The organism is Plantactinospora sp. ZYX-F-223 (assembly GCF_039649625.1).
In the GTDB taxonomy this organism is placed as follows: Bacteria; Actinomycetota; Actinomycetes; order Mycobacteriales; family Micromonosporaceae; genus Plantactinospora.
This window is the reverse complement of the sequence record NZ_JBDJAV010000001.1, coordinates 267219-279892: the sequence shown is the minus strand read 5'-3', so window position 1 is coordinate 279892 and position 12674 is coordinate 267219. Positions and strand designations below refer to the sequence as shown.

Sequence of the window (12674 nt, the reverse complement as noted above, 5' to 3'; positions counted from 1 at the left end):
GCTTGGCGCAGCCGCCGCACCTGTGCCGGGGTGTTACAGCCGAGTAGGCTCGCCGCGAAGCTCCGGTAAGCACTGCGGGCAACCGGGTAGGAAAATGCGTCCAGCACCCCCTCACCGCGCTCGGAGGTCGTCCCATGCCCACCGCCCGGCTCCTGATCGGCCCGGTCCTGCGCCGGGTGGTCGGCTCCAGCGCGACCGTCTGGGTGGAGACCAGCGGGCCGGCCCTGGTCCGGGTCGAGACGCCGGACGGCGCGAGTGGCGAGGCGCCCACCTTCACCGCCTTCGACCACCACTACGCGCTGGTCGTGGTGACCGGGCTGACCCCGGGTACGGCCGCGCCCTACCACGTCTTCCTGGACAGCGAGCAGGTCTGGCCGGAGCCCGGGGGGAAGTTCCCGCCGAGCGTGATCCGGACCCGCCCGGCCGGCGACCTCGGGGCGCGGCTGGTCTTCGGCTCCTGCCGGGAGACCACCCAGCACGCCACCGCCCGGAAACTGCCGCCGGACGCGCTCGACGCGTACTCCCGGCGGTTGATGGCGTCGGTCGGCGCCGGGCGGCCGGGCGAGCGCGGCGGGCCCGCCGACGCCGCCGACTGGCCGGACCTGCTGGTGCTGCTCGGCGACCAGGTCTACGCCGACCAGACCTCTCCGACGGTACGCAAGCTGCTGCGCCGCCGGCGTGACCGGAGTGCCGGTGCCCCGGCCGACCAGGTGGTGAGCTTCGACGAGTACACCAAGCTCTATCTGGAGTCGTGGCGGGATCCGGAGATCCGCTGGTTGCTCTCCACCGTGCCGAGCGTGATGATCTTCGACGACCACGAGATCATCGACGACTGGAACACCTCGGCGCCGTGGCGGACCGAGACGCACCGCCAGCCCTGGTGGCCGGAACGGATCTCCAGCGGGCTCGCGTCGTACTGGGTCTACCAGCACCTGGGCAACCTCGAACCGGACGAGATCGCCGCCGACCCGGTCTATGCCAAGGTCGTCGCCGCCGAGGACGCGACCTCGGTGCTGCGCGAGTTCGGCGAGCGGGTCGACGCCGAGGCGACCGGCTACGACGCCGCGCTGGGCCGGGGCGAGTCACCGGCCGAGGCCGCCCCGCCCGGCCGCTACCAGTGGAGCTACTCGCTCGACGTCGGCCGTACCCGGCTGGTGGTGCTGGACAACCGGTGCAGCCGGGTACTCGACCGGACACACCGGGCGATGCTGCCGCCGGCCGAGTGGTCCTGGTTCACCGACCAGGTGCACGGCGAGTACGACCACCTGGTGGTCGGGTCGTCGCTGCCCTGGCTGCTGCCACCCGGTATCCACCACCTCGAATCCTGGAACGAGCGGCTGGCCGACTCGGACCGGCCCCGGGTGGCGGCGTTCGCCGAACGGTTGCGCCGGGCGTTCGACCTGGAGCACTGGGCGGCGTTCCGCCGGTCGTTCGACGCGCTCGCCCAGGTCTTCGTCCGGCTCGGCAGCGGGCCTGCCGGGCAGCCGGGCGACCGGGTGGGTGCCGGGCCGGCGTACCCGCCACCGGCGTCGATCAGCGTGCTCTCCGGCGACGTGCACCACTCGTACGTGGCCCGGGCCCGGTTCCCCGGCGGGCCGACCGCCACTCCGGTGCACCAGTTGACCTGCTCGCCGATCCACAACCAGATCCCGGTGCCGATGCGACCGATGCTCCGGCTCGGCTGGTGGCGCGGCCCGTCGGTGGTGGCCCGGGCGCTGGCCCGAGCGGCGGGGGTCCGCCGACCCCCGGTGCGCTGGCGCAAGCTGGACGGGCCCTACTTCGGCAACGCGGTCAGCACACTGCGGCACGAGGGCCGCTCCGCCGAGGTGACCATCGAGGGCACCGCGCCGGACGGCACCCTGCACACCGTCGCCCGGCGTACCCTCACCCGCTGACCGCCGTAACCGCCAGTCGGGTAAGGGCGAACCGGTCAGAAGTCGAACTCCCCGTCCTTGGTACCGGCCAGGAAGGCATCCCACTCCGCCCGGGTGTAGACGATCACGGCACCGTCCGGAGCCTTGCTGTGCCGCACCGCCACCCGGCCACTTCCATCCGCCAACGGCCCCGCAGTGTCGAAACCTTGCTCGGGTGCGATGAATGCATCGATCGTCTCCTGTCGGCGGGCGCCCGGGAGCCGTTGCTCCCGCTGAACCTTTTTCAACCTCCCCTTGCGGTCCGGCGGACCGAAAGGTCGGACGCGGTGAGTGAGCGCCGCGCGGTCCAGGTTGAAAAAGGTTCACTGTTGGGCGCGGGGAAGCGTGGTGACGTGCGCGACGGACGCCACCGGGCGACTAGCAACGGCTTGGCTGTGAAGCCGACAGGTAAGGGTTTCCGGGCGCTGTCCCGGCCACCGGGCCTCATCTGCGGGTCGGACCGGACCCGCCTTGCCAGCCCGCGAAAGAACTACCACAAACCACCCAACGCCGACTACCCCGCGACCACACAAGATGCGGCCCGAGATTCTCGGCGAATTGTGGTTAGCGGCGAGCCACAATTCGCCAAGAATCTTGACGCCCTTGAGCGCGGTGGCGGGGCGGGGCGCAGCGCGGGGCCGGTGGCGGCGGTGGGCGGGCGAGTGATCATGCAATCATGTCCCGATGACCTGGACCGCTCCCGACATCGACCGGCACCGCGCACCAGTGGTCGCGGACGAGCGCACCATGCTCGACGGCTGGCTCGACTTCCACCGGCAGACCCTGCTGACCAAGTGCGCCGGGCTGACCGCCGACCAGCTCCGCACCGCCAGCGTCGAACCCTCCGGGCTGACCCTGCTCGGCCTGGTCCGGCACTGCGCCGACAACGAGCGGTACTGGTTCCGCCAGCAGTTCGCCCGGCTCGACATACCGTGGCTGTACTACACCCCGGAACAGCCCGACCGCGACCTCGAAGGCATCGCCGACGCGGACCCGGCGAGCGACCTCGCCACCCTGCGGGACGAGATCGAACTTGCCCGCCAGGCCGTCGCCGGTCGTGACCTGGACGACACCTTCCCCGGCAACCGTGGCAGGGACATCAGCCTGCGCTGGGTCTACCTGCACATGATCGAGGAGTACGCCCGGCACAACGGCCACGCCGACCTGATCCGGGAACGCCTCGACGGCACCACCGGCGAGTAGCAGCCCGGCTCAGTACGCCAGCGCGGCGCGCAGGTAGGGCAGGTCCGCCGGCCCGTTCCACCGGTACGCGGACAGCCCGGCCACCCGGGCCCCCCGGACCGACCGGTCGGAGTCGTCGACGAAGAGCACCTGGGCCGGCGGGGCGCCGACGGCCAGGCAGGCCTGCTGGAAGTACTCCTTCGACGGCTTCGGTACGCCCAGCTTCGAGGAGTTGACCACCACATCCACCTCGTCGGTCAGGCCGAGCAGCGCCAGGTCGGAGTCGAGCAGGTCGGTGGCGTTGCTGGCCAGCCCGACCCGGATCCCGGCCGCCCGCACCTCCCGGACGAAGTCGAGCACCTCCGGGTCCACCGTGCCCCGGTCGGCCTGCCACTCCTGCACCGCCGCCCGTGCCCGGTCCGGCCCACCGGCCGGCTCGGCGAGCGCGTCGGCGATCCCGGCCAGCCAGTCGGCATGACTGAGCTGCCCGGTGACCGCCGGTTGCAGCAGCGACCACCGCATCGCGGTGTCGTAGAGCGCGCCAGCCGGCAGCCCGTACCGGCGCTCGACGGCAGCGGTGCGCTCCGGGTCCCACCGGCGCAACACCCCGTCCAGGTCCACCAGCAGGGCGGTCGGGCGTTCCCGCCGGGCCATTCAGTCCTCCTCGTTGCTGAGCCGCTGGCTGATCACCTGGGTCACGCCGCTGCGCATGGTCACGCCGTACAGGGCATCGGCGACTTCCATCGTCCGCTTCTGGTGGGTGACGACGATGAGTTGGCTCTTCTCCCGCAACTGGGCCATCAGGGTGATCAGCCGGCCCAGGTTGACGTCGTCCAGCGCCGCCTCGACCTCGTCCATGATGTAGAACGGGCTGGGCCGGGCCCGGAAGATCGCCACCAGCATCGCGACGGCGGTCAGCGACCGCTCGCCGCCGGAGAGCAGCGACAGCCGCTTGATCTTCTTGCCGGGCGGGCGGGCCTCGACCTCGACGCCGGTGGTGAGCAGGTCCTCCGGGTCGGTGAGCACCAACCGCCCCTCGCCGCCGGGGAAGAGCACCGTGAAGACCTGCTCGAACTCCCGGGCGGTGTCGTGGTAGGCGCTGGCGAAGACCTCCAGGATCCGGTCGTCCACGTCCTTGACCACGGTGAGCAGGTCCTTGCGGGTCGCCTTCAGGTCTTCGAGCTGCTCGGAGAGGAACTTGTAGCGCTCCTCCAGGGCGGCGAACTCCTCCAGGGCCAGCGGGTTGACCTTGCCGAGCAGGGCCAGCTCGCGTTCCGCCTTCGCGGCACGCTTCTCCTGTACCGGCCGCTCGAACGGCACCGGTTCCGGCGCCGGCCGGTCGTCCCGCTCGGCGGCGGTGATCTCCGCCTGGCTGGGCGGGACCGGCTGCTGCGGGCCGTACTCGGCGACCAGCGTCTCCACGTCCAGCCCGAAGTCCTCGGCCGCCTTCGCCTCCAACTGCTCGATCCGCAGCCGCTGCTCGGCCCGGGCCACCTCGTCCCGGTGCACCGCGCTGGTCAGCCGCTCCAGGTCGGCGCCGAGCCGCTTGGCCGCGCCGCGTACCTCCTGGAGTTCGGCCTCCCGGGCGGACCGGGCCGCCGCGACCTCGTCCCGGGTCTGCTCGGCCGCGGCCAGCGACACCGCGAGCCGGGTCAGCGCCTCCCGGGCACCGAACTCGACGGCCCGGGCGATGCCGGCACCCCGGGCCCGGGCGGCCCGCCGGGCGGCGGCCCGCTCCCGGGCGGCCCGCTCGGCGGCTGCCTGCCGGGCCAGCGAGTCTGCGCGGCCGGCGATCGAGGCGACCCGCTCCTCGGCGGTACGCACCGCCAGCCGGACCTCCATCTCGTTCTGCCGGGCCTGCGGCAGGTACGCCGCCAGCTCGTCCCGCTCCTCGGTGGACGGGTCGGCGTCGATCGGGGTGGCCTCGGCGAGCCGGAGCCGCTCCTCCAGCTCGGCCAGGCCGGCGAGGTCCCGCTCCCGGGCCTGCTCGGCGCGGCCCCGCGACTCGGCCAGCCGGTCCATCTCGGCCTTGGCGGACCGGGCGGCGGCGCCCAGCTCGGCCAGCCGACGGGCGGCGGCGTTGCGCTGCCCCTCCGCGTCCCGCTTCACCGCCGCGGCGGCGGCCACCTCCTGCTTGCGCTCGGCCACCTCCTCGCGGGCCTCGCCGAGCTGTTCGCGCAGCTCGGCGATGGTCTGCTCGGCGGTGAGCCGGTTGGCCCGGGCCTCCTCGACCGCGGCCTGCACCTCCAGGAAGCTCGGCGCCTTGGCCGAGCCGCCGGCCGCCGCGTAGCCGCCGATCACGTCACCGTCGGCGGTCACCGCCCGCAGCTCGGGACTGCCGGCCACCAGCTTGGTCGCGGCCTCAAGCGTGTCGACCAGTACGACGTCACGCAGTGCCCGGTGCACCGCCGGGCGTACGTCGTCGGGGCAGCCGACCAGGTCCGGCGCCCAGTGCGCACCGGCCGGCAGGGCGGGGCGGAGCGCGTCCGGTGAGCCGATCATGCCCGGCCCGGCCTGGCCGCCGACCAGCAGCTCGGCCCGGCCGGCGTCCTGGATCTTCAGCCACCGCATCGCCTCGGCGGCCTCGTCCACCCCGGCCACCGCGACCGCGTCGGCCAGCGAGCCGAGCGCGGCGGCCAGCGCCGCCTCATGCCCGGGCGCGACGGTCAGCAGCCCGGCCAGGCTGCCGAGCAGCCCCGGCACCTGGTCGCCCCGGGCCAGCAGCGCCCCGGCGCCGTCCTTGCGGCGCAGCCCCATCGCCAGCGCCTCTTCCCGGGCCTTCCAGGTCGCCGCGTCCTTCTCCGCCGCCCGCTCGGCGTCGGAGAGGGTACGCACCCGGGCCGCCGCCTCCTCCTGCGCGGCGACCGCCTCGGCGTGCCGGGCGTCCAGCTCGGCGTTGTCCCGGTCCGCCTCCGAGGACTGCTCGGCAACGGCGTCCAGCTCGTTCTGGGTCTGCTCCGCCCGCAGTTGCGCGTCGGCGTGCGCGGCGGCGAGCCGTTCGATCTCCTCGGCCGCCGACCCGGTACGCGCCCGCGCCGAGTTGACCTGCCCGGTCAGCTTGGCCAGCCCCTCACGCCGGTCGGCGATCGCCTTCGCGGCCGCCACCAGCGCGCGTTCCGCCTCGGCGAGCTGGCGTTCGAGCTGCTGGCGGCTCTCCACCGCCTCGGCCAGCCGGATCTGGTCCTCGGTCAGCGCGGCACGCAGCTCCTCCTCGTGCGCGCGGACCTCCTCGGCCTCGGCTTCCAGCCGGTCCGGGTCCCGGCCGGGGCGCTCGTCGTCCGGGGTGGTGCTCAGGTGCCGCAGCCGCTCCCGGGCCAACTGCTCCGTGGAGCGGAACCGCTCGGTGAGCGCGGAGAGCCGGTACCAGGTGTCCTGGGCCCGGGCGAGCAGCGGGGCGTCGGACGCCAGTGCCTCTTCCAGCTCGGCGAGCCGGGACTGCACCTCGGCGTGTTCGCGTTCGACCTGCTCGCGCCGCTGCCGTAGGGCGGCCTCGTCGGCGATCTCCTTGTCCAGGGTCGAGCGGAGCGTGGCCAGGTCGTCGGCGAGCAGCCGCAGCCGGGCGTCCCGCAGGTCGGCCTGGATCCCCTGCGCCCGCCGGGCCACCTCGGCCTGCCGGCCCAGCGGCTTGAGCTGGCGGCGCAGCTCGGCGGTGAGGTCGGTCAGCCGGTTCAGGTTGACCTGCATCGCGTCGAGCTTGCGCAGGGCCTTCTCCTTGCGCTTGCGATGCTTGAGTACGCCCGCCGCCTCCTCGATGAAGGCACGCCGGTCCTCCGGCTTCGCGTGCAGTACGGCGTCGAGCTGGCCCTGCCCGACGATGACGTGCATCTCCCGGCCGATGCCGGAGTCGGAGAGGAGCTCCTGGATGTCGAGGAGCCGGCAGGAGTCGCCGTTGATCTCGTATTCGCTCTCGCCGGACCGGAACATCCGGCGGGTGATCGACACCTCGGTGTAGTCGATCGGCAGCGCGCCGTCGGTGTTGTCGATCGTCAGGGTGACCTCGGCCCGACCCAGCGGCGCCCGGCCGGCGGTGCCGGCGAAGATCACATCCTCCATCTTGCCGCCACGCAGCGCCTTCGCGCTGTGCTCACCGAGCACCCAGGCAATCGCGTCGACGACGTTCGACTTGCCCGAGCCGTTCGGACCCACCACGCAGGTGATCCCCGGCTCCAGCTTGAAGGTCGTGCTGGAGGCGAAGGACTTGAAGCCCTTCACCGTCAGGCTCTTGAGATACACGTTCCCGATCCTCGTCCGGCGCGACCGCCGGGCAGACTCAGCGCTTCCCGGTCCGTCCCACTCCCGGTCCGGCGCCGCCGACGACCGGGTCGTCAGCCGCTCGGCCGCGCCCGAACTCGGCGGAGATTCTGCCCCCGGCGGTGGGAGCCTGGTCAACCCGCAGGGTAACCCGGTGGCGGTCGTCCTGCTCGACGCGGCACGCACCGACCAGCGTATCGGATCGCCAGAGACCCTCCGGCCCGCACACGCACCGCTCCGGGCCGGATCCGACCGGGAACCGCCGTACTGCCACCGGACGGAGACGGGACCGGCGACAGGCGTAGCGGGGAGCAGGCGTACCCGGGAAACAGAACTGCGCGCCGCCACAGGTGTGTCGGCGCGCTTTTTCTGGTGCGATTCAGTTGTCAGGCGGGGCGCCGGTTGCCCGACGCCCGGAGCTCAGGTCAGTGCGGGCTCGGCCAGCCGCAGCAGGTCGTCTGCCTCGGCGACCGCTGCCGCGAGCCGATCATTCTCGGCACGCAACCGCGTCGTCTCGAACTCCAGTGCCTGAACCCTGGCACGCAGTCGGGTGACCTCGTCGAGGAGGCGCCGGTCGGGCGCCGCACCAACGTGGCCGTAGAGGGCCTTCGCCATATCGTCTCCTTGTAATGCGCTGCCGGAAAGGCCGGCCAACGCGCGCCCAACTCGTACGCGACTACCCGCCCGCAGGCATACGCGGGCATGGTCGGGCGCGACTGGCGACACTTACATAGTGTGCCGATGTCCCGGCTGAGTCAAGTTCACCGGGACACGGGCCACCTGTGCCATCAACCACTCGATCGCCGAGGGCTTGCCGCGCAGGCACGAACCAGGTCGCTGTCCGGACCACCGGAGTCTATCCGCCGTCGATGTCCGGATCGACGTCGCCCCTGGCCAGCCGCACAATCCCGCCGGCGGGTCCCCCCTTATATCTTCCTTAGCCACGTTGCCCCGCTCTGGCCGGCCCGCGTAGCGTCCGCACGGTCAGCGACCAGGCAATAACCGGGATCCGGAAGCAATGGAGGCACGGCGTGCAGGGGTGGAACGAGCAGACCGACTGGGAGGACGGCAGGGACTGGCCCGGCCGACCCGACAACGGTGCTGCCTACCCGGCCGTCCGCGCCGGTCGTCCGGATGATCTATCCCGCTCGTCCCGGCACCCCGGCACGGCGGACCCGCACCACCGTCCCGATTCGGACTGGTCGGACCAGCCGGACCACCACCGGCAGTACCCCGACGGCGGCTGGCAGGACGAGCCGGCCGGGGCCGGACGGCGGACCGGAGCAGGCTGGTCGGACGAACCGACCGAGTTCCGGCAGCCCATCGAGACGGGCTGGGCCGACGAGCCGGACCGCCAGCACGGTGACGCCCGCTGGGCCGACGAGCCGGACCGCCAGCACGGCGACGCCCGCCGGGCCGACGAGCCCGCCGACGTCGCGCGGTCCGCCGCAGCCGGTCTGGAGGGCGAGCCGAGCCGGGTCCCGCATCCCGGCGAGGCGGGCTGGACGGACGAGGTCACCGAGCGCTGGCGACGGGCCGGACTCGACCGGGTGGACGAGCCGACCGAGCGGCGGCAGCACGCCGCAGCACGCTGGGCGGACGAGCCGGCCGACCTCGGCGCGTTCGCGCTGGGCCGGGACCCTGACGGCATCCCGGGCCGCCGGGTACCGTCCGGCGGCCGCCGGACGGACGGCGGCCCTGCCGACCGGAGCGGATCCGGCCGGCACCGCCGGCCCACCCCGCTGCGTGGCCCGGTCGGTCTGGGTATCGCGGTGACCGCGCTGCTCGGCCTCTTCGGCGTCGGTGCGGCCCTGCTGCCACCGAGCCTCGCCGACGCGCCGGCCGGCAACCGTGAGGGCCAGCCGGCCGTCGAGGCGGCCGGTCCCGAGCAGGCCACGGCCCCGGCGACGCCGGAGCCGAGCGGGACCGCCACCCCGACGCCGACCCCGACCGCCACCCGGCCGGCCCCGAAGCCCAAGACCACCACCACCGCGCCGAAGCCGCCCCGGACGAGCAGCCCGGCCGCGCGGCGTACGCCGGCCCGGTCGGGGTCCGGGGCCAGCGCGGCGGGGAGCAGCCAGGAGGCGCAGGTACTCGCGATCGTCAACCGGGAGCGCGCCGCCAACGGATGCGCCGCAGTGGTGATGAACAGCGACCTGGCCGAGGCGGCCCGACTGCACAGCCAGGACCAGGGCGAGCACACCAACATGTCGCACACCGGCAGCGACGGCAGCGACTTCGTGGAACGGGCCCGCCGGGCCGGCTACGACCGGCCGATCGGCGAGAACGTCGCCATGGGTTACGAGAACGCCGCGGCCGTGATGGACGGCTGGATGAACAGCTCCGGGCACCGGGCCAACATCCTCAACTGCGACGCCAGGGCGATGGGGGTCGGGGTGGCCACCGGTGCCGACGGCCGGCTCTACTGGACCCAGATGTTCGGCGCGGTGGCCTGACCTGCTCAGCCCGGCCGCGTGAGCTGCGGCTCCGGCGGCACCTCCCCGGCCGCCGTGCCCGAGGTACGGGCTGACTCGTTGGCCGGTACGAGGGGGTGCGCAGCCGTGCTCAGCGCTGCTGGATGAGTGTCCGGGATACGCCGGGCGGCCGGGCTGGTCCTCGCGGTCGCGCTGCTGCTGCCGACCCAGGGGTGTCGCCTCCTACCGGACCGGTCCGAGGTGCCACCGTGGCCGGGCGGCCCGACGCCGAGCTGGCAGTGGCAGGTCAGCGGTCAACTCGATCCGACCGTCGACGCCGAGGTGTACGTGCTCGACGGCTTCCTGATATCGCTGGAGACCGCCCGACGGCTACGGGCGCACGGGCGGCGTCTGGTCTGCCACGTCGAGGCCGGGATCTACCAGGCGGCCCGCCCCGACGCGGCACGGTTTCCGGCCGGCGTACTCGGTGCGCCGGCCCGGGTACCCGGCCAGCCGTCGGGTACGCCGCGCGGCCGGTGGCTGGACATCCGGCAGTGGTCGGTACTCGAACCGGTACTCGCCGACCGGTTCCGGCTCTGCCGGGGCAAGAGGTTCGTCGCGGTACTGCCGGTCGGGATGGACGGCTACACGCACCGGTCCGGCTTTCCGCTGACCTTCGACGACCAGCTCGCCTTCAACCGGCGCGTCGCCGAGCTGGCCCGGCAGGCGCACCTCGCACCGGGGCTCGCGGGCGACATCGACCAGGTGCTGGCGCTGGAGCCGTACTTCGACTTCGCGGTCAACGAGGAGTGCGTCCGGCGTACCGAGTGTGCCCGGCTGGTGCCGTTCACCCAGGCCGGGAAGCCGGTGTTCCACGTCGAGTACCAGGGCTCGACGGCGGACTTCTGCACCACCTCGGTCGGCTACGGCCTCACCTCGATCCGCAAGGACCGGGACCTCGGGGTACGCCGGGACGTCTGCCCGCCCTGACCGCCTCAGCGGGTCGGCCGTGCCGCCGTGCGGGGGCGGGGCTGGCAGCGGGGACAACTGAACGACGACCGGTTCATGAACGCCTCGCGACGGATCGGCGTGCCGCAGCGCCGGCAGGGCAGGCCCTCCCGGCCGTACACGTTCAGTTCGCGGTCGAAGTAGCCGCTCTCGCCGTTGACGTTGACGTAGAGCGCGTCGAAGCTGGTGCCGCCCTCTTTGATCGCCTCGCCGAGCACGTCCCGGACGTGGCCGAGCAGTCGGGTGACCGCCGGCCCGGTGAGCGTTTCCGTCGGCCGGGCACCGTGCAGCCGGGCCCGCCACAGCGCCTCGTCGGCGTAGATGTTGCCGACCCCGGAGATCAGGGTCTGGTCGAGCAGCGCCCGCTTGATCTCGGTACGCCGCCGCCGGGTCGCGGCCACGAAGTCGGTGTCGGAGAACTCCGGATCCATCGGGTCCCGGGCGATGTGCGCGATCTCGGCCGGCAGGGTCGCGCCACCCTCCGAGACCGCCAGGCCGCCGAAAGTGCGCTGGTCGACGAAGCGCAGGTCGGTGCCGCCGTCGTCGAAGGTGAACCGGATCCGCAGATGGGTCTCGTCGGCCGCCTCGGTCGGCCGGACCAGCAGTTGCCCGGACATCCCGAGGTGTCCGACGATCGCGTCACCGCTGTCCAGCGGCAGCCACAGATATTTGCCACGCCGCCGGGCGTCCAGGATCGTCCGTCCGGCGAGTACCGCGGCGAAGTGCTCGGCGCCGGGCAGGTGCCGGCGTACGGCGCGCGGATGGCGTACCTCGACGGTCGCGATCCGCCGACTCGTCACCCAGCGGGACAGCCCTTCCCGGACCGTCTCCACCTCGGGCAGCTCAGGCATGTACCACCTTCGTTCAGTTCGGGACGGCGTCGCCGACCGTACCCGGGTTGCCGCGGTCGGCGTCGACCGGCCCGCCGGAGGTCGCGACGACCGGCCGTCCGGCGGCCGGTTCGGCGGTGGCCGGCTCGTTCTGCTGTTCGGAGAGGGTCCGCCAGGCGGCCTCGGCGGCCCGCTGCTCGGCCTCCTTCTTGCTGCGGCCGTCGGCACCGCCGTACTTCCGGCCGGCCACCACCACCCAGGCGGTGAAGGTCTTGGCGTGGTCGGGCCCGGCCTCGTCGATCCGGTACTCCGGGACGCCCAGCCCGAGCGCGGCGGTCAGCTCCTGCAGGCTGGTCTTCCAGTCCAGCGCGGCCCCCCGGCCGGCCGACTCCGCCATCAGCGGGTCGAAGAGCCGGTGGATCACGATGGCGACGGTGTCCAGGCCGTACTGGAGGTAGATCGCGCCGAGCAGCGCCTCCAGGGTGTCGGCGAGGATGCTCGCCTTGTCCCGCCCGCCGGTGCTCTCCTCGCCCTTGCCCAGCAGCAGGTACGGCCCGAGTCCGGCCGGGCCGAGCCGCCGGGCGACGTCGGCCAGCGCCCGCATGTTGACCACGCTGGCCCGCAGCTTCGCCAACTGCCCCTCGGGCAGGTCCGGATGGTTGTGGAACAACGCGGTGGTGATCACCACGCCCAGCACCGAGTCGCCGAGGAACTCCAGCCGCTCGTTGGTCGGCAAGCCACCGTTCTCGTACGCGAACGACCGGTGCGTGAGGGCCCGCTCCAGCAGGTCCGGGTCCAGGGCGACCCCGAACGCCGCCTCCAGGTGCGTGGTCGGCGGTCGCCGCCGCTTGTCCTTGGTCATGCCGTCTCCTCGCTTCGCCTGCCGCCGCCCCGACCCGGACGGCTGGGCTGGCTGGTGTGTTCGCTCATGCCGGCACTCCGCTTCGCTGCGTGCCGTCATGAGGCTCATCCGCACCGAACTGGCTGATTCGCTCGCTACGCCCACTCACGCCGGCACTCCGCTTCGCTGCGTGCCGTCATGAGGCTCATCCGCACCGAACTGGCTGATTCGCTCG

Annotated in this window: 10 protein-coding genes; 4 read left to right on the top strand and 6 right to left on the bottom strand. The window is 73.2% G+C overall.

The window, feature by feature from the left end; genetic code table 11:
- Positions 1–134: 134 nt before the first annotated feature.
- Positions 135–1895 carry an alkaline phosphatase D family protein gene (locus tag AAH979_RS01115; protein WP_346256275.1) on the top strand — a complete coding sequence of 587 codons (1761 nt, stop codon included), beginning with the start codon at positions 135–137 and terminating at the stop codon, positions 1893–1895.
- A 35-nt stretch (positions 1896–1930) separates the two neighbouring features.
- Here the strand turns inward: AAH979_RS01115 and AAH979_RS01110 are convergent, their stop codons facing one another.
- The gene (locus AAH979_RS01110; RefSeq protein WP_346256289.1) at positions 1931–2095 is read right to left on the bottom strand and encodes a DUF397 domain-containing protein; all 165 of its coding nucleotides are present in this window, start codon (positions 2093–2095) and stop codon (positions 1931–1933) included.
- 502 nt (positions 2096–2597) lie between these two features.
- Between AAH979_RS01110 and AAH979_RS01105 the strand changes: the two genes are divergently transcribed.
- A complete protein-coding gene (locus tag AAH979_RS01105) occupies positions 2598–3116 on the top strand; it encodes a DinB family protein (RefSeq protein WP_346256274.1) in 519 nt (172 codons plus the stop codon).
- A gap of 9 nt (positions 3117–3125) precedes the next feature.
- Here AAH979_RS01105 and AAH979_RS01100 read toward each other — a convergent pair whose 3' ends face one another.
- The 3 genes from AAH979_RS01100 to AAH979_RS01090 form a co-directional block, all read right to left on the bottom strand.
- A complete protein-coding gene (locus AAH979_RS01100; protein WP_346256273.1) occupies positions 3126–3749 on the bottom strand; it encodes an HAD-IA family hydrolase in 624 nt (207 codons plus the stop codon).
- Complete coding sequence (gene smc / locus AAH979_RS01095) at positions 3750–7328, bottom strand: chromosome segregation protein SMC (RefSeq protein WP_346256272.1); 3579 nt, start codon at positions 7326–7328, stop codon at positions 3750–3752.
- 438 nt (positions 7329–7766) lie between these two features.
- A complete protein-coding gene (locus AAH979_RS01090) occupies positions 7767–7961 on the bottom strand; it encodes a hypothetical protein (protein ID WP_101370286.1) in 195 nt (64 codons plus the stop codon).
- 416 nt (positions 7962–8377) lie between these two features.
- On the opposite strand from AAH979_RS01090, the gene AAH979_RS01085 reads away from it, so the two are divergent.
- Entirely contained in the window at positions 8378–9802 is a 1425-nt protein-coding gene (locus AAH979_RS01085; RefSeq protein WP_346256271.1) for a CAP domain-containing protein, read from the top strand.
- A gap of 126 nt (positions 9803–9928) precedes the next feature.
- On the top strand, positions 9929–10750 hold the full coding sequence (locus tag AAH979_RS01080; protein WP_346256270.1) for an endo alpha-1,4 polygalactosaminidase: 822 nt from the start codon (positions 9929–9931) through the stop codon (positions 10748–10750).
- Between the two features lie 5 nt (positions 10751–10755).
- Here AAH979_RS01080 and mutM read toward each other — a convergent pair whose 3' ends face one another.
- Positions 10756–11619 carry a bifunctional DNA-formamidopyrimidine glycosylase/DNA-(apurinic or apyrimidinic site) lyase gene (mutM, locus tag AAH979_RS01075; RefSeq protein WP_346256269.1) on the bottom strand — a complete coding sequence of 288 codons (864 nt, stop codon included), beginning with the start codon at positions 11617–11619 and terminating at the stop codon, positions 10756–10758.
- A 13-nt stretch (positions 11620–11632) separates the two neighbouring features.
- Positions 11633–12460, bottom strand: coding sequence for a ribonuclease III (rnc, locus tag AAH979_RS01070; protein WP_346256268.1), 828 nt, complete (start codon positions 12458–12460; stop codon positions 11633–11635).
- Positions 12461–12674: the final 214 nt, after the last annotated feature.

What these genes read in the sequence shown, in the direction of transcription:
- AAH979_RS01115 (WP_346256275.1), top strand. Translation starts at nt 135, where the DNA reads ATGCCCACCGCCCGGCTCCTGATCGGCCCGGTCCTGCGCCGGGTGGTC.
- AAH979_RS01105 (WP_346256274.1), top strand. Translation starts at nt 2,598, where the DNA reads ATGACCTGGACCGCTCCCGACATCGACCGGCACCGCGCACCAGTGGTC.
- AAH979_RS01100 (WP_346256273.1), bottom strand. Translation starts at nt 3,749, where the DNA reads ATGGCCCGGCGGGAACGCCCGACCGCCCTGCTGGTGGACCTGGACGGG.
- AAH979_RS01090 (WP_101370286.1), bottom strand. Translation starts at nt 7,961, where the DNA reads ATGGCGAAGGCCCTCTACGGCCACGTTGGTGCGGCGCCCGACCGGCGC.
- mutM (WP_346256269.1), bottom strand. Translation starts at nt 11,619, where the DNA reads ATGCCTGAGCTGCCCGAGGTGGAGACGGTCCGGGAAGGGCTGTCCCGC.
- rnc (WP_346256268.1), bottom strand. Translation starts at nt 12,460, where the DNA reads ATGACCAAGGACAAGCGGCGGCGACCGCCGACCACGCACCTGGAGGCG.